This window comes from Mesorhizobium sp. L-8-3, assembly GCF_016756615.1.
Lineage (GTDB): Bacteria > Pseudomonadota > Alphaproteobacteria > Rhizobiales > Rhizobiaceae.
The window spans coordinates 4,311,659-4,326,958 of record NZ_AP023262.1 but is presented as its reverse complement, the minus strand read 5'-3'; the positions used below and the strand labels follow the sequence as shown (position 1 = coordinate 4,326,958).

General features: G+C 64.7%; 17 protein-coding genes. 4 read left to right on the top strand and 13 right to left on the bottom strand.

The annotated features are described in order from the left end of the window. Positions 1-334: 334 nt before the first annotated feature. The 4 genes from JN302_RS20045 to JN302_RS20030 form a co-directional block, all read right to left on the bottom strand. Positions 335-646 carry a potassium channel family protein gene (locus tag JN302_RS20045; protein WP_202334366.1) on the bottom strand — a complete coding sequence of 104 codons (312 nt, stop codon included), beginning with the start codon at positions 644-646 and terminating at the stop codon, positions 335-337. Positions 647-1,118: 472 nt separating this feature from the next. Further along, on the bottom strand, positions 1,119-1,529 hold the full coding sequence (locus tag JN302_RS20040; protein WP_202328720.1) for a hypothetical protein: 411 nt from the start codon (positions 1,527-1,529) through the stop codon (positions 1,119-1,121). Between the two features lie 182 nt (positions 1,530-1,711). Continuing rightward, the gene (locus JN302_RS20035; RefSeq protein WP_202328718.1) at positions 1,712-3,646 is read right to left on the bottom strand and encodes a potassium transporter Kup; all 1,935 of its coding nucleotides are present in this window, start codon (positions 3,644-3,646) and stop codon (positions 1,712-1,714) included. 252 nt (positions 3,647-3,898) lie between these two features. Beyond that, positions 3,899-4,873, bottom strand: coding sequence for an AraC-like ligand-binding domain-containing protein (locus JN302_RS20030; RefSeq protein WP_202328717.1), 975 nt, complete (start codon positions 4,871-4,873; stop codon positions 3,899-3,901). A gap of 154 nt (positions 4,874-5,027) precedes the next feature. On the opposite strand from JN302_RS20030, the gene JN302_RS20025 reads away from it, so the two are divergent. Together JN302_RS20025 and JN302_RS20020 are read left to right on the top strand one after the other, a co-directional pair. Beyond that, positions 5,028-6,089, top strand: coding sequence for a carbon-nitrogen hydrolase family protein (locus JN302_RS20025; RefSeq protein ID WP_202328716.1), 1,062 nt, complete (start codon positions 5,028-5,030; stop codon positions 6,087-6,089). Next, a complete protein-coding gene (locus JN302_RS20020) occupies positions 6,089-7,147 on the top strand; it encodes a phenylacetaldoxime dehydratase family protein (RefSeq protein WP_202328715.1) in 1,059 nt (352 codons plus the stop codon). The genes JN302_RS20025 and JN302_RS20020 overlap by 1 nt, the downstream gene beginning before the upstream one ends. 51 nt (positions 7,148-7,198) lie before the next feature. Here the strand turns inward: JN302_RS20020 and JN302_RS20015 are convergent, their stop codons facing one another. Beyond that, on the bottom strand, positions 7,199-7,939 hold the full coding sequence (locus JN302_RS20015) for a pyridoxine 5'-phosphate synthase (protein ID WP_202328714.1): 741 nt from the start codon (positions 7,937-7,939) through the stop codon (positions 7,199-7,201). A gap of 118 nt (positions 7,940-8,057) precedes the next feature. Between JN302_RS20015 and JN302_RS20010 the strand changes: the two genes are divergently transcribed. Then, the gene (locus tag JN302_RS20010) at positions 8,058-8,453 is read left to right on the top strand and encodes an STAS/SEC14 domain-containing protein (protein ID WP_202328713.1); all 396 of its coding nucleotides are present in this window, start codon (positions 8,058-8,060) and stop codon (positions 8,451-8,453) included. Here the strand turns inward: JN302_RS20010 and JN302_RS20005 are convergent, their stop codons facing one another. The 3 genes from JN302_RS20005 to JN302_RS19995 all read right to left on the bottom strand — a co-directional run bounded on the left by JN302_RS20005 (position 8,454) and on the right by JN302_RS19995 (position 11,515). Beyond that, on the bottom strand, positions 8,454-9,581 hold the full coding sequence (locus tag JN302_RS20005; protein ID WP_202304375.1) for an ATP-dependent DNA helicase: 1,128 nt from the start codon (positions 9,579-9,581) through the stop codon (positions 8,454-8,456). Positions 9,582-9,755: 174 nt separating this feature from the next. Beyond that, complete coding sequence (sigJ, locus tag JN302_RS20000) at positions 9,756-10,736, bottom strand: RNA polymerase sigma factor SigJ (RefSeq protein ID WP_244845785.1); 981 nt, start codon at positions 10,734-10,736, stop codon at positions 9,756-9,758. A gap of 167 nt (positions 10,737-10,903) precedes the next feature. Further along, positions 10,904-11,515, bottom strand: a complete 612-nt coding sequence (locus JN302_RS19995; protein ID WP_202304373.1) for a TetR/AcrR family transcriptional regulator — start codon at positions 11,513-11,515, stop codon at positions 10,904-10,906. 152 nt (positions 11,516-11,667) lie between these two features. On the opposite strand from JN302_RS19995, the gene JN302_RS19990 reads away from it, so the two are divergent. Next, positions 11,668-12,213, top strand: coding sequence for an anthrone oxygenase family protein (locus JN302_RS19990; RefSeq protein WP_202328712.1), 546 nt, complete (start codon positions 11,668-11,670; stop codon positions 12,211-12,213). Here JN302_RS19990 and JN302_RS19985 read toward each other — a convergent pair. From JN302_RS19985 to ilvN, 5 genes are all read right to left on the bottom strand, one after another. Continuing rightward, positions 12,181-12,570, bottom strand: a complete 390-nt coding sequence (locus tag JN302_RS19985) for a nitrile hydratase accessory protein (protein ID WP_202328711.1) — start codon at positions 12,568-12,570, stop codon at positions 12,181-12,183. The genes JN302_RS19990 and JN302_RS19985 overlap by 33 nt on opposite strands. Continuing rightward, a complete protein-coding gene (gene nthB / locus JN302_RS19980) occupies positions 12,557-13,216 on the bottom strand; it encodes a nitrile hydratase subunit beta (RefSeq protein ID WP_202304368.1) in 660 nt (219 codons plus the stop codon). Before nthB ends, JN302_RS19985 begins: the two co-directional genes overlap by 14 nt. Continuing rightward, on the bottom strand, positions 13,213-13,830 hold the full coding sequence (gene nthA / locus JN302_RS19975; protein WP_202334364.1) for a nitrile hydratase subunit alpha: 618 nt from the start codon (positions 13,828-13,830) through the stop codon (positions 13,213-13,215). The genes nthB and nthA overlap by 4 nt, the downstream gene beginning before the upstream one ends. 39 nt (positions 13,831-13,869) lie before the next feature. Next, a complete protein-coding gene (locus JN302_RS19970) occupies positions 13,870-14,466 on the bottom strand; it encodes a LysE family translocator (protein ID WP_202328710.1) in 597 nt (198 codons plus the stop codon). Between the two features lie 233 nt (positions 14,467-14,699). Next, entirely contained in the window at positions 14,700-15,272 is a 573-nt protein-coding gene (gene ilvN / locus JN302_RS19965; RefSeq protein WP_202328708.1) for an acetolactate synthase small subunit, read from the bottom strand. Between the last annotated feature and the right edge of the window lie 28 nt (positions 15,273-15,300).

Genomic DNA, 15,300 nt, shown 5'->3' with positions numbered 1-15,300 from the left:
TCGGTAATGACGCAATTTCGCGCCGCATGCAAGGAGTTCCGACAAAATTGCCGGTCGTCAGTCTACCGCTTTCGCGGCCGAGCTCGCCGGCATCGGTCCCACCCTTGCCGGTATCAAGGCTTCCCGGCGGCCGGCTCCGGGTCTTCGTGTTCCGCTACCGTGTGGGGATCCTGTCGCGGGCGGATCACGTTATTCGGGCTTTGCAGATCCAGACGCCTGCCCTCCCATGATAGCCGCAGCCTGCCAGTCACCTCCGACGCCTGCTCAGTCCGACGGCGAACATGCCGGAACCCATGTTGGAGCGCGGCTTGCGCAACCGTCGCCGCGATTCCGCTCATTCTGCATGATTGTGGTCCGCCGCCCTCAGCGCCTGCACGCTGACGGCAGCCACGAGGCCGGTCAGCACAATTCCGGCGAAGCCGATCACCAATGCCAGCAGCCGCGCGGAGAGATGTTGCGGCGCAAAGTCGCCATAGCCGATGGTAAGTCCGGTGACGAAGGTGAAGTAGAGAGCTTCATCGATCCGCCAATTCTCTATGCGGCCGATGATGAGCCCGCATCCGACCATGGTCAGGAGGATTCCCGAGATGATCGGCCATACCACGCGGATCTGCCTTACGAGAGCAAAGAAGAACATGCGCCGCATCTGCCTTGACCCGGGCCTGTTGCCTGCTTCTTCCGGCACACACTTTCCCTTTCTCCGGTCCAGCAACAAAACCGCCGTCGCAAGTTCGACCACTTTGCCGGCGAAGGCGGCACCGCCGCCATCTGCTGCATCTCCAAGTCGTTGATGGCGAAACTCATCCTCGAGAAGGGGGACACCATAGCGCTCGGCATGCCGATCTTCACGCTCTATATCGAACTCGCCGAGCTCGAATCGACCCGGCGACCCTGAGGAAGCTCGCCGGGTCCCGAGCGAGAAGCGTACCGACCTCATTCTCCTCACCGAAGACATCCACGACACTTGTTCCGGGCTTAGGTCGCTGATGCGGAGAGCCACACAATACCATCGGCGCCAGTCCTACCCGAAGTATCTCAGCCTTAGGGGCCGTTGAAACCTGGGGAGCTCGGGAACAATCGGGCCAATACGTCTGTCGCCTGCGGCTGTCTGGAGACGTCTAGAGCTCGCATTTGGAGTAAGTCACGAAGACCTCGGGGAAATCGGACACGAAACGCTTGAACTTGGTGGCGTCGATCGGCTGGAAGGATACCGACATGTCGCTGAACATGACCGCGTCGACGCAGCTCATATAGGCCGAGAAATATTCCTTCTCCTCCCGGATTCGCTCCACGCTGCAGGTCGCCATCGGCCCCATGATCTTGTTGCCTCTGATGATGAGCCCGGTCGTGAGCGACGATCCGCGATCCTTGAATTCGATCTTGCCGTCCACTTTCTTGAATGTATCTGCGCAACTGGTGCCGCCTGTGATCCATGCGCCCTGCAAGGCGTCCAACTGGCCCGCGACTGCCTGCTCGACGGCGCCGAAGGAAAGCATCCAGAATGCTGCCGCACGGGCGAACCGATTCATGGTCATCACCTCTGCTGTGAGTTCTTCTCCGCCTATCCTTACGTCAACCCGGCCTCAAGGCAACGTCCGGTTCCGGACAATCCTAACAGCTACGGTTAACAAAAAGCCTGAACGGTCAGGAACTCAACCGGGCAGGCTCCGCCGATTGCGATATCGATGGGTGTCCCCGGCCGTGCGGCGGTTCAGATCGCCACCTGCGTCCCGATCTCGACCACGCGGCCGGTCGGTATCTGGAAATACTCTGTCGCGTCGGCGGCCGTGCGGGCCATGCCGATGAACAGCCGGTCCTGCCAGGCCGGCATGCCCGAGTTCGGCGCGGATTTGAGCGAGCGCCGCGACAGGAAGAAGGAGGTGGTCATGATGTCGAATTTCCAGCCCTGTTTGCGGCAGATCGCCAGCGCACTGGGGATATGCGGCTGCTCCATATAGCCGAAGGTCAGCGTCACCCGCATGAACAGGTCGTTGATCGGCTCCATCTTGACCCGTTCGTTATCAGGCACTTTCGGCTGTTGCGCCGTCACGACGGAGAGGATGACGTTGTGCTCATGCAGCACCTTGTAGTGCTTCAGCGAATGCATCAGCGCGGTCGGCGCGCTGAACGGGTCGCTGGTGAGGAAGACGGCAGTTCCGGGCACCAGTTGCGGCGGTTTCTTGGTCATCTGGGCCGCGAGGAAGTCGAGGGGGATCTCGTTCTTGCGGGTCTTGTCGAACAGCATGCGGGAGCCGCGCACCCAGGTGGCCATGACGAGGCCCATGGCGCCGGCCACCGCGATCGAGACCCAGCCGCCTTCCATCACCTTCACGGCATTGGCCAGGAAGAAGCCGGTGTCGATGCTGGCGAACAGGGCGGTCAGCGCGATCGCCAAAGGCAGCTTCCATTTCCACAGGCGCACCATGACCACGAAAAGCAGGGCCGTCGTCACCAGCATCTCGCCGGTGACCGAGATGCCATAGGCGGCTGCCAGCGCGCTGGACTCGCCGAAACCGACCACGAGCAGCATGACGCCGAGCGCGAGCAGGAAGTTGACGCGCGGCATGTAGATCTGCCCCTGCTGCGTCTCGGATGTGTGCTGGATCTCGATGCGCGGCAGGATGTTCAATTGCACCGCCTGGCGTGTCAGCGAATAGGCGCCCGAAATCACCGCCTGGCTGGCGATGACGGTCGCGGCGGTGGCAAGCCCCACCATCGGCAGCAACGCCCAGCCCGGCAGCATCTCGAAGAACGGATTCTGCGGGGTCCCGCCATGCGACAGGACGAACGCACCCTGCCCGAAATAGTTGAGCAGCAGGCTCGGAAAGACGATCATGATCCAGGCGAGCACGATCGGGCGCCGGCCGAAATGGCCGAGGTCGACATAGAGCGCCTCGGCGCCGGTCACCGCCAGGAAAACCGCCCCGATCGTGACAAACGCTATCTCCGGCTGGGCAGACAGATAGGCCACGGCATAGAAGGGATTGACCGCCAGCAGGATCGACGGGTCGTCGAAGATGTGCAGAAGGCCGAAACCGCCGAGCGCAAGGAACCATACAGCCGTCACCGGGCCGAAGACGGAGGCGACGCTCGCCGTGCCGAAACGCTGGACGCCGAAAAGCACGGCCAGGATGACGAGCGTGATCGGCACGACATAGGGGTCGAAGGTCGGCGTGACGACCTTCAGGCCCTCCACCGCCGACAGAACCGAAATCGCCGGCGTGATGATGGCGTCGCCGAAGAAAAGCGCCGCGCCGCAGATGCCGATCCCCAGGATCGCCGCCGGCCGTGTGACGAAGCTGCCGCGCGCCAGCGCCATCAGCGACAGGGTGCCGCCCTCGCCCTTGTTGTCGGCGCGCAGCACGAAGACGACATATTTGATGGTGACGATCACCGTCAGCGCCCAGACGATCAATGAAAGCACGCCGAATATCTCTGCCCGCGTGGCCACATTGCCGACGGAAGACACATGAAGCGCCTCGCGGAACGCGTAGATCGGGCTGGTGCCGATGTCGCCGAACACCACCCCCAGTGCTCCGAGCATCAGGATGCTGAGGTTCTGATGCGTATGGTCGTCGACCGCCTTCGACTTCGCCGCAACCTGGCTGGTCGCTTCAGCCTGGCCGCCTGCTCCGGCTTCCGCCATGGAAAACCTACTCCACAATCAAAGGACGGCGTCCGACGGGAGCGCCGCGCGCCCTCCTGGGCGCGCATAGTCGCTCGACCACACCTGGCTTGCGCATCGTGCCTTCCGAAATCGGTCCGATTTCCGGGCCGATGCGGTAGTCCCGTTGCGCGCCAAAAGCAAGCCCGGCCGCCGCGCGGGCCTCGACCACGCCATGCGTATTCGGCAGGTCTGTGGAGAATAGTTCTCGGGAGGACCTCGGCAAGCCTGTCGTCAGCGGGCGGTGGTCCCGCCTGAGAGGCAATTGAGGCGCAACTCGCGTGGCGAGCAGCCGAAGCGCGCCCGGAAGGCGCGGCTGAAATGGGCAGCGTCGTTGAAGCCCCAGGCGAAAGCCAATTCGCTGACGCTGCGGGCGGCGAGCGAGGGATCGCAGAGGTCGCGCTTCACACTGTCCAGGCGCTGCGACCAGATCCAGTTGGTGATCGTTTCCGGCTCTCCGGCGAAGACCCGATGGACGGTGCTCGCGGACAGGCGCAGATGGGCGGCGATCTCCGCCGCCGAAAGGCGCGGGTCGCGCAGCCGTTGCCGGGCATAGGCCTTTATCTGCTCGCGGTGAAAGGCGGTGAGGCCGGACACCGGAGGCTCGCTGGCGCCCGGCAGCGAGCACAGACCCGCGATCAATATGTGTTCCACACTTTCGGCGACTGCCGCGACGGATGCCGGCTCGAGCGTTTCGATGTCGGCCGCGAGCGACCGGATCATGCTGATCATCAGGTGCCCCGCCCCGCGGCTGCCGGAGACGACCTGCGCCGTCAATGCCTCCGCGCGCTTGAGCCTGGAGCGAAGGCCGGGCCCGGGCAGGCGCAGCACATATTGCTGGAAGTCGCCCTCGAAGATCAGTTCGTAGGGCCGGGTGGAATCGTAAAGCGTGAAATCGCCGGGGCTGAGCGTCGCCGCCCGGCCGTCCTGGACCAGCGTCCCCTGCCCCGCCGTCTGGATGCTGACCAGGAAGAAGTCCTCGACCGCATGCGAGATCTTGGCCGGGGTGCGCTTCACCCGCTGCGTGGTCGAGGTGACGCGCGACAGGCCGAGCGTCGCGAGTTGCTCGACCGCGATCTCGCCGTGGAACGGCCTCCCGTCGCGTGGGCCTTCGCAATCGAGTTGGACGTAGGTATCGCAGACGGCATCGATCCAGTAGGACAGCCGCTCCACGGCCTTGAGCTCTTCGGTGGACCATACCTTGGTCATTGCGTCAGGCTAGCACTCGGCCCCGCCATGTCCATCGGAATCGGCAGGCTGCGATCCCCAGTCAAGAATGGCGCGCCGATCGGACAAGCGACCATTCGCCGGGCGCCTATAATTCCGCCATGGAGGCGATATCGCCATCACAGGAGGAGCAAGCATGTCCATCGTTCACCCCAAATTCCGTGCAGCGGCCGTCCAGGCGGCGCCTGTCTTCCTCGACCTCGATGCGACGGTCGACAAGACGGAAGCCTTGATCGCGGAAGCGGCGCGCGGCGGCGCCGAACTCGTCGCTTTCCCCGAGACGTGGATCCCCGGTTATCCCTGGTTCGTCTGGCTGGACGCCCCCGCGTGGAGCATGCAGTTCATCCAGCGCTATCATGACAATTCGCTGGTCTACGGCTCGCCGCAGGCCGAGCGCATCGCCAAGGCGGCCAGGGACAACGGCATCATGGTCGTGCTGGGGCACAGCGAGAAGCAGGGTGGCAGCCTCTATATGGGCCAGTGGATCATCGATGCCGACGGCAGGACAATCGCGATGCGCCGCAAGCTCAAGCCCACCCATGTCGAGCGCACCGTGTTCGGCGAGGGCGACGGTTCCGACCTGTCGGTCTTCGACACAAGGCTCGGCCGGGTCGGCGCGCTGTGCTGCTGGGAGCACCTCCAGCCCCTCTCGAAATACGCCATGTATGCGCAGAACGAGCAGGTTCATATCGCCGCCTGGCCGAGCTTCTCGCTCTATCGCGGCGGCGCCTATGCGCTCGGCCACGAGGTCAACAATGCGGCGAGCCGCATCTATGCGGTCGAAGGCTCCTGCTTCGTGCTCGCTCCCTGCAACACCGTGTCGAAGGAAATGGTCGAGCTGATGTGCACCGACGACACGAAACGGGCCCTGCTCCAGGCGGGCGGCGGTTTCGCCCGGATCTATGCGCCAGATGGCCAGTTGATGCACGAACCGCTGCCGGAGGACGTCGAGGGCCTCGTCTATGCCGACATCGATCTCGGCATGATCTCGCTCGCCAAGGCGGCGGCCGATCCGGCGGGCCACTATTCGCGGCCGGACGTGACGCGCCTGCTGCTCGACAAGACGCCGGGCGACCGGGTCGTGTCGAAACGGAGGGCGGCGGCGGAGGTGACGCGCGACTGGGAGGAAGCGGCTTCCGCTCCGGCCATGCGCGCGGACATCGTCGCCCTCATCGGCCAGGATGACGAGGCCGCGTGATGGAAGCGGCCATTCCCCAACATCTCAGGGTGGTGCGTTCGCACCATCCCGGCGTGGCACGAACACGCCACCCAAGGGTGCGTGACGATTATCAACCGCCCTACCCGTCTTACGTCGCGCGTCACAAGCCGGACGTGAAGCGCGTGGTCATGGCCTATTTCGGCCTCCAGTCCCGGACGATCGACGGCGACGTCGTGAGAGTGCCGCTCGCGGCCATCGCCGAAGCTTTCAGTGCCGAGGACGGTCCCGGCCATTGGGACCGCGCCTCCTATATCGATGAAGCCAACTTCCCGACCGTCGTCTCGATCGCATATTGGGACGATCCGCATCGCTTCGATCGCTGGTTCGCGCGCCACGGCGTGAACTGGGCCGGCAGCGAAAGACCGGACACCCCGCTCGGCTTCTTCACCGAAGTGCTCCGGCCATCGATCGACCGATACGAGACGCTGTTCTCGTCGACCGGCCGGCCGGAAGGCGTCGGCGCACTGGCGGATGGGCTCAGCGGCATGGTGCGGGAACATGCCTATTGGGGCGGCATGCGCGACCGCATCCCGCTGTCCCAGACCGATGACATGGCGCCTCGCGGGGCTCCGCGCGTCGACGGCTCCAAGAAGCATCGGCGGGTGACGCCGCATCGGAACATCTGCCTGATCCGCTCCGGCCAGGACTGGACCGACACGGATGACGAAGAGCGGCGCCTCTACCTGCAGGATGTCGAGCCGGTGCTGCGCGCCGGTATGGATTTCCTGCGTGACGAGGGCCTGGCATGCGGCTGCTTCGCCAACCGCTATATGCAGGTTCTGGGGTCCGACGGACGGCCAGTGGAAAAGAGCTTCGGCATGAGTTGGTGGCACAGCCTCGACGCGCTCGATCGCTGGTCGGAATCGCATCCTACCCATGTGGCCATCTTCGGCGCAGCGATGAAATATCTGTCACGGCTCGGCCCTGCGGCCAAGCTCAGGCTCTACCATGAGGTGACGGTCGCGGCGGAGGAGGAGCAGTTCTTCGAATATTTCAACTGCCACCCGAGCACGGGGATGCTGCGCTCGGCAAACTGAGAGCTGGGGCGGCTTCGCCGACACGATCGGCTCGCCGCCCCGCTTTTCCCACTACCAGCCGCAGGCCTTCAGGAACCGGCCGACCGTCCCGGCCATGCCATATTCCAGAGCGTCGGCGGTCAGGCCATGGCCGATCGAGACTTCGGCCAGATGGGGGATGCGCCTGGCGAGCGCCGGCAGGTTGGCGACCGTCAGATCGTGCCCGGCATTGACGTCCAGCCCCGCAGACCTCGCGGCTTCGGCGGTTTTTCCGAGCTTTTCCAGCTCCCTGGCGGCCTTTGCTGAATCGTCGTGGAAGCTTCCGTAGGGGCCCGTATAGAGCTCGATGCGGTCGGCGCCGGTGTCCCGCGCGGCCACAACGCCGTCCGGATCGGGGTCGGAGAACAGCGAGACCCGGAAGCCGCCCTTCTTCAGGCGCTTCACGACCGGCGTGAGGAACGCCGACAATTTCTTGAAATCCCAGCCATGGTCCGAGGTCGCCTGTGCCGGGTCGTCGGGCACCAGCGTCACCTGGTCAGGCTGGTTCTTCTCGACCAGGCGCAGGAAATCCTCGGTCGGATAGCCTTCGATGTTGAATTCGGCGGTCGGGAATTCGTCGTCGATCAGCGCGCGGATTTCGGGCAGGTCCGAATGGCGCGTGTGACGTTCGTCGGGCCGCGGATGCACGGTCAGGCCATGAGCTCCGGCCGAAAGCGCGATGCGGCCGAGCCCGGTGACGCTCGGCCATGGCAGATCGCGCCGGTTTCTCAGCATGGCGATGGCGTTGAGGTTCACGGAAAGCTTGGCGGGCATGAAATTCCCTCGTCGTCGGCGTTGCGCGGGCAAGCTATAATGGCTTCTTCGGGAACAGACAGGGAATTTCTGTGTTCCAGAGAAATTCTCTCGAGTTCCCCTTCGGAAAGGTCCGGCCATGCAGACGACGGAGCCCCTGCCCGCCATTCGCCGCATCGATACCGATCGCCCCGACCTCTGCGCGCTCGAAGTCGTCGGCCACTTCACGGCCGCCGATCTCGAAAACGCCTACGGTCTGCTCGAAGCCGCCTATGAGGAGCACGACAAGATCGATCTTCTCGTGCGGCTCTCGCAATATGAGGGGTTCGACTGGGGCGCAGCCTTCGATCAGTCGACGATCCGCGGCAAGACCAAGGCGCTGCGCCGCATCCGCAAATATGCCGTCGTCGGCGGACCAGCCTGGATACGCATCGTGCTCGGCATATTCGGGCCGCTGACGCCGGTCCAGACGCGCCATTTCGACACTGACGCCGGGGCCTGGGAGTGGATCGGCGGCCAGCCCCTGGATCGCTGATTAGCGCACCACGGTCAGCCGGTTCGCGGCGCGGGTGATCGCCGTGTAGAGCCAGCGCTGACGTGTCTCCTTGAAAGCATAGCTCTCGTCGAACAGCACCACATTGTCCCACTGCGAGCCCTGTGCCTTGTGCACGGTGAGCGCGTATCCGTAGTCGAAATCGTCGTAGCGCTTCCTGGTGCTCCACGGTATCTCGCCGTCGGGGTCTTCGAAGGCCGCCTTCAGCAGCTTGATCTTGGCGACGCCGCGGTCCGGATCGTCCTCCTCGGGAGAAACCAGCAGATTGATGCCGGGCTTCACCGTCTCGCGCGACGACGTCATCACCTTCCACAATGACCCGTTGAGCAGGCCCTTGCTGGGGTCGTTCCTCAGGCAGACCAGCTTGTCGCCCGCCTGCGGATAGTCCGCGGTGAAGCCTTTCAATTCGCGCAGGCGGTGATTGTAGCGCCGCCGCGTGCGATTGACGCCGACCAGCACCTGATCGGCGGCGAGCACCAGATCCTGATTGACCTGCTCGCGGCTGATGACCTGCGCCGTGCCGTAGTCGCCGTGCATGAATTCGCGGCCTTCGCGAACGTCGAGCGCCAGCCGGATGATCGGATTGTCGCGCGCCTGCCGGTGGATCTCGGTCAGCAGAAAATCCGGCTCGTGCTCGGTGAAGAAGCCGCCGCCCGAGATCGGCGGCAACTGGCCGGGATCGCCGAGCACAAGGATCGGGGTGCCGAAGGACTGGAGGTCGCGACCGAGCGGCTCGTCCACCATGGAGCATTCGTCGATGATGATCAGCTTGGCCTTGGCCACCGGGCTCTGCCGGTTGAGCGTGAAGGTCGGCGACATCGAGGTCTTGCCGGTCGCCTCGTCCTCGACGGCCTCCTCGCCGCGCGGCCGATAGATCAGCGAGTGGATGGTGCGGGCGTTGGTGGCGCCCTTCGATCGCAGAACCTGCGCGGCCTTGCCGGTGAAGGCCGCGAACTGCACCTGGCCGTCGACATGTTCGGCGAAATGCCGCGCGAGCGTCGTCTTGCCCGTTCCCGCATAACCGAACAGGCGGAAGATCTGGGGGCGGCCGGATTTCAGCCAGCGCGCCACCGCCTTCAGCGCGTCGTCCTGCTGAGGAGAGAATTCCATCGCACCGACAGACAGGATTCTCGCTCAAAGGGCAAGAGCCACGACACCCCTCGATGGCCAGTCACGACCCCGGCAGTTTGGGCGCCTTCGCCAGGAAATCGAACATTCCCTGCCACGAGGCGCGTGCGTTGCCCGAGGCATTGCCGCCGATCGGCCGCGGCTGCCGACCGTTGCCTAGTGGATCGACACCGCGTCGAGGCGGCTGAGCTTGTCGGGGTTGCGCATGATGAAGATGTCGGTCGCCTTGCCTTCTTCATCATAGGCGAAACTCACTGTCGCCGCGGTCGCGCCGCCCAGGCGGAGCACGATGCCGCGGCCGCCGTTGATGTCGGCGATCGTCCAGTCGTACGCGGCCCAGAAGTCATGCAGCCGCTCCGTCGCGAACGCGACCACCGCCGCCCTGCCGATCAGCGTGCCTGAGACCGTCGGCACCTTGCCGCCGCCGTCGGCGCTGAGCCGGATATCGTCGGAGAGCAGCATTGCGAGTTTTCCAGGAACACCTTCCGTGATGGCCGCCTGGAAGGCGGCAAGCAGTTCCTCCTGGCGGTCGACCGGCGTCGCATGCCGTACCTTGGCCTGGTCGATGCTGGCCTTGGCGCGCGATACGAGCTTTCGGCCAGCGGCCTCCTGGATGCCGAGCGTTTCGGCGATCTCCGGATAGGAAACGTCGAAGATCTCGTGCAGGAGATAGGCCGCGCGTTCCTTCGGCGTCAGCCGTTCCAGCATCAGCAGGAATGCGGTGGCAAGCGACCCCGCGAGGTCGAGTCTTGCATCGGCTTCGTTGTCGATCGGCGTATGGATCGGTTCCGGCAGCCAGGCGCCGACATAGTCGACGCGGCTGCGATGGGCGGAACGCAGAAGGTCGAGGCAACGCCGGGTGCAGATCGTCGTCAGCCATGACGCCGGGTTCTGGATCGCGGACCGGTCGGCCAGCCGCCATTTGACATAGCTGTCCTGCACCGCGTCCTCGGCATCGGCTCGCGAGCCGAGAATGCGATAGGCCAGTCCGAGCAGCCTTGGCCGGGCCTCCTCGAATATGCCGTCCTGGTCACAAGGGCCTGTTGCGGGCCCCGTCGCCTTGTTGTGCATCGTCTTTCGCGCCTTTCGCGTCACCCAGTCGACCAGATGACGATCGGGCCCTTCGGTCTGTGACACCGGGACCGGAGTTTTTGCAGATTCCGGACGGCGGCATCACCCATTGGCGATGATACATCGGCGGATCGGCCTCCACGGAACCGCGGAAGACGGCATTGTCAGGTCTGCGCCGACGGGCGACGGACAGGGCCGCGGCGCTTCTCCATCGCGCCCCGAATGAAATGAGGTCATGCCGTGGGTGTGGAGGCAGGAAAGAGTAACTTCAGCCGCGCAACGGCTTCGGCCGCGATGGACCGGAACTCGCCGCCCGACGGCCGCGCGCCGCGATCGCCGAGCAGTATCCTGATCTGCCTGTCGCCGACCAACAATCCGTAGAAGGACTTGAAGACGAAAGCGGCATCCGCGGCTCCGATGCCGCCGGCCGCCTGCAGCCTCGCGATCAGTTGGGCAAAGAGCGGCGCCGTGCGGCCACGTCCCTGCTCGAGCAGGAGTTGGCCGAGCTCGCCCGTCGCGTCCGCCATTGCGGCCTTGTTGATCGCCGCGGAGGCGTCACCGGTCAGGAGATCCAACAGGGCGGCGCCGGCATCGACAAGTGTTCGTTCGGGATCGCCGACGCTGGCGAGCTCGCGGCCGAGCATCTCGTTGACCGAGCGCGACTGCTCCGAGATCAGCGCTTTCAATATGCCGGCGCGGCTACCGAACAACGCATAGAGCGTCGACTTGGAGCACCGCGCCTCGGCGGCCAGCGCCGCCGTCGACAAACCAGCCACGCCGTCCCTTTTGAGGATGTCGAGCACCGCAACAAGAATTTCGCGCCGTCTGAGGTCGTCACTCTCCATGGCAAGGTCCCTCCGAAACCGCGAGCGCGGCACCCGCCAGCGATATTCGCCGACGCTTAGCGCAACGGGGGTTGCGAGACAAGGTACTACGTGGTACTCAATCAGTACCAACCGGTACTCGTTATCGTTTTCGACGCGGAGGTACGGATATTATGACGACGACACCTGCCTTGCCCGCTGGCTCCCCGGACTTCGCCATACCGTATCGCTCCAGCGTTCTGGCGGCGATTTCGCTGCTGCTGACCGGCGCGATCTTCGGCTTCTTTTATGCCTATTCGGTCTCGGTGATGTGGGGTCTCGACGCATCGGACAGTTCCTCGGCCATCGCGGCCATGCAAGGCATAAACCGCGTCGTGCGCAATGCCGCCTTCGCACCGGCCTTCTTCGGCGCTCCGCTCCTGCTGCTCCTGACGGCCGGGTCGGCATTACGCGCAGGCCGGCGCGGCGCATCCGCCGCCTTCGCGCTCGCCGCCCTCGCCTATCTCATGGGCGCGTTCCTGCCGACCTATTTCGTCAACATCCCGATGAACCAGGCGCTCGCTTCACTCGCCACGCCCGCCGAAAGCGGCGAGGCTTCCCTGGCATGGCACGCCTATTCCGATCCCTGGACATTGTGGAACCATATCAGGACCGCCGCCAGCGGCGTGGCATTGCTGGCGGCCGGTTCAGGAATCCTGCTTCTCGGCCGACGGCCATAGAGCCGCCGTCCGCTCGGGATCGTTCTCGAGCAGGATCGGCTTGCCGTGAGGTGTCGCATGGGCGGCGCGCTGCCACGCAGCGGCCAGCGACTCGACATGCTGCGGCGACGCCAGACTCTTGGCGGCGAGGAGCGCCTCCAGCGCACGCAGCCAGCAATCGTAATAGTCGCTGCCGTCGGCCGCGACGCCGGGCTTCTTCAGTTGCGACGACAATGTGTCGGCCCATTCACCCCAGGAAAAAAGCCCCTTCTCATGAAGGGCCAGCACCATGGCGAAGGCCTCGGCCTGCCAGGGCTCGGCAAAGACCGGATCATCGAGATCAGGCGAGACCCTCGCTGCGGCATCAGGCCGGCTCAAGATAGCTCTCCCAGGCGTCGATCGAGACGCTCAGCGTGGGATCGCAACCCTCGCCCCAGATCTCTCCGGCATCGAAGACCACGGTATAGACCCATTGCGGATTCTCGCCCTTGCCATGCGCATTCCCGTCGGGGAAAACGAAACCGTCCCGCACCGCCTCGACAACGCCCAGCTTGGCGCGCGCATAGCGCGGCAGCCGCGTGTGTCCTTCAGGATGGAAGTTCCGCGTACGCACACGGTCTCCGGCCTTGAAGCGGGCCGGTACGCCCACGGGCCGGTCGCACGGGCCGCCCTTGGCCAGCACGGCCGGCACGTCCGATGCCTTCAAGATACGCTTCGGGCGCGCGCCTTCAGCCAACGATCGGCCCTCGGCCAGTTCCTGCGCGGTCAAGAAGCCGTGGCGCTGCAGCAGCACCTCCAGCGCCTTGATCCAGATCTCGTAATAGCTGGACGAATAATAGTCTGCGGGACGCAGGCTTTCGCGCGCATGCCTGCTCTCGTCGATCGTCCAGGCGCCCATGGCGCCGGCCGAGAGCGTCACGCCGAGCGCGCGCTTCTCCCAGGCCGCGTGGAAGAGCGGCTCGTCCTTCTCGGGTGCGACCGGGCCGAAGCCCATCTGTCCGCCGAGGTCATGAGGTCCGTTCATACCGCCGCAGGCTCCCGTGCCAGTCCGGTGCCGATCATCGAATCGCGCGTCACCAAGTCCGCGAGTTCCGCTTCGCCGAGCCCTTCCGTGCCCGATGGCCGCAGCGGCACCACCAGGTAGCGCAGTTCAGCCGTCGAATCCCAGACCCGGATCTTCATGTCGGCGGGCAGTGTCAGCCCGAACTCGGCGAGCACCCCGCGCGGGTCGATCACCGCGCGGCTGCGATAGGGCGGCGCCTTGTACCAGACCGGCGGCAGGCCGAGCACCGACCACGGATAGCAGGAGCAGAGCGTGCAGACGACGAGGTTGTGCGTGTCGGCGGAATTGAACACCGCCTGCATATGCTCGCCCTGTCGCCCTGTGAAACCGAGCGAGGCGATCGCCGCGGTCGCGTCGCGCCTCAGCCAGTCGGCGAAATCAGGGTCGGTCCAGGCCCTGGCGACGACCTTGGCGCCGTTGCGCGGCCCGACCCTGGTTTCGTAGGTTTCCACGATGGCGTCGATCGCCGCGGGATCGATCAGGCCTTTGGCGACAAGGATCGTCTCCAGCGCCCGAACCCGGGCAGCCATGGGATCGAGTTCGTTGTCGTGGTCGTGATGATGATCGTGGGACATGCCGGCGAGATTAGGCCCTGCCCTCGAAAGCGGCAAGGCTCAGCTCAGCATGGGCCACAAGGTGACCGCGAGCAGCAGGCCCATGCCGATATTGAACCATTTCAGGCGCGCCGGATCGGCCAGGAAGCCGCGCATTGCCGAACCGAATGCGGCCCAGGTCGAAACGCTCGGCAGGTTCACGGCGGCGAAGGCGAAGGCCACGATCAGCATCGATGACAGCGGTGCCTCGGGCTGGGTGTAGACGGCCATGCCGGTCAGCGCGATCATCCAGGCCTTGGGATTGACCCATTGGAAAGCCGCCGCCTCCAGGAAGCTCATCGGCCGCGCCTTCTCGCCCTTGCCGTCGCTGAGCGAGCGCGACATGGCGATGCGCCAGGCGAGATAGAGCAGATAGGCACCGCCCGCGATCTTCAGCGCGAGATGAAGCGCGGGATAGGTCGACAGCAACGCGCCAAGGCCGAGCCCGATCGCAAGGAGCAACACAAGGAAGCCTGCGCCGATCCCCAGCATATGCGGCACAGTGCGCTGGAAACCGAAATTCACGCCGGAGGCGAGCAGCATGAAATTGTTGGGGCCCGGCGTGACCGAGGTCACGAAGGCATAGACCAACAGGGCAAGAAAAGCTTCCGACGGCATTGCAGGCGCGTTTCCCAGGGAATGTTATGTCAGCGACATTGACCTATATCGCCTGGAAGTCACGCCTATTGTTGTCCCGGTGACAATTTCGGGCGGCGGCCGGGGGGCCCCGCAAGCGGCCGCCCTGCCGCCGCCTGAAGCGCGTCGCGATCTTTCAGATCAGCTCTACGCGCTTCAGGTGCTTGTTCTTACGCATGTCCCGAAAACCGGTCCCCAGTTTCGGGAGACATGCTTTACATGCCCTGCGGGCCGCGGTTCATGGCGGCGACGCCGGTGCGGCAGATCTCCATAAGGCCGAGCGGCTTCATGATATTGATGAACTGATCGATCTTGGATCCCTTGCCGGTGATCTCGAAGATGAAATGCTCGGTGTTGGCGTCGATCACCTTGGCGCGGAAGGCTTCGGCAAGCCGCAGCGCCTCGACGCGGGCGTCGCCGGTACCGGTGACCTTGACGAGGGCAAGTTCGCGCTCCAGCGGCGTGCCGTTGCCCAGTTCATCCGCCAGCACGGTCAAGTCGACCACCCGATGCACGGGAACGATGCGCTCCAACTGGTGCTTGATCTGCTCGAGCACATGGGCCGTCCCGCTGGTCACGATGGTGATGCGCGACAAATGTTTCTCGTGTTCGGTCTCCGAGACGGTCAGGCTCTCGATATTGTAGCCACGGCCGGAGAACAGGCCGATCACCCGGGCAAGGACGCCCGGTTCGTTGTCCACCAGCACCGATAGCGTGTGCTGTTCCGGCTTCTCGGTCTCCTTGGCGATGAAATAGGCGGAGCCGGTGGGTTGAAGTTGGGCGTTCATCTGACTTTGCCTTATCTGATGCAGTTCG

Coding starts and splice junctions, on each gene's coding strand:
- JN302_RS20045 (WP_202334366.1), bottom strand. CDS start 646: ATGCGGCGCATGTTCTTCTTTGCTCTCGTAAGGCAGATCCGCGTGGTA.
- JN302_RS20040 (WP_202328720.1), bottom strand. CDS start 1,529: ATGAATCGGTTCGCCCGTGCGGCAGCATTCTGGATGCTTTCCTTCGGC.
- JN302_RS20035 (WP_202328718.1), bottom strand. CDS start 3,646: ATGGCGGAAGCCGGAGCAGGCGGCCAGGCTGAAGCGACCAGCCAGGTT.
- JN302_RS20030 (WP_202328717.1), bottom strand. CDS start 4,873: ATGACCAAGGTATGGTCCACCGAAGAGCTCAAGGCCGTGGAGCGGCTG.
- JN302_RS20025 (WP_202328716.1), top strand. CDS start 5,028: ATGTCCATCGTTCACCCCAAATTCCGTGCAGCGGCCGTCCAGGCGGCG.
- JN302_RS20020 (WP_202328715.1), top strand. CDS start 6,089: ATGGAAGCGGCCATTCCCCAACATCTCAGGGTGGTGCGTTCGCACCAT.
- JN302_RS20015 (WP_202328714.1), bottom strand. CDS start 7,939: ATGCCCGCCAAGCTTTCCGTGAACCTCAACGCCATCGCCATGCTGAGA.
- JN302_RS20010 (WP_202328713.1), top strand. CDS start 8,058: ATGCAGACGACGGAGCCCCTGCCCGCCATTCGCCGCATCGATACCGAT.
- JN302_RS20005 (WP_202304375.1), bottom strand. CDS start 9,581: ATGGAATTCTCTCCTCAGCAGGACGACGCGCTGAAGGCGGTGGCGCGC.
- JN302_RS19995 (WP_202304373.1), bottom strand. CDS start 11,515: ATGGAGAGTGACGACCTCAGACGGCGCGAAATTCTTGTTGCGGTGCTC.
- JN302_RS19990 (WP_202328712.1), top strand. CDS start 11,668: ATGACGACGACACCTGCCTTGCCCGCTGGCTCCCCGGACTTCGCCATA.
- nthB (WP_202304368.1), bottom strand. CDS start 13,216: ATGAACGGACCTCATGACCTCGGCGGACAGATGGGCTTCGGCCCGGTC.
- nthA (WP_202334364.1), bottom strand. CDS start 13,830: ATGTCCCACGATCATCATCACGACCACGACAACGAACTCGATCCCATG.
- JN302_RS19970 (WP_202328710.1), bottom strand. CDS start 14,466: ATGCCGTCGGAAGCTTTTCTTGCCCTGTTGGTCTATGCCTTCGTGACC.
- ilvN (WP_202328708.1), bottom strand. CDS start 15,272: ATGAACGCCCAACTTCAACCCACCGGCTCCGCCTATTTCATCGCCAAG.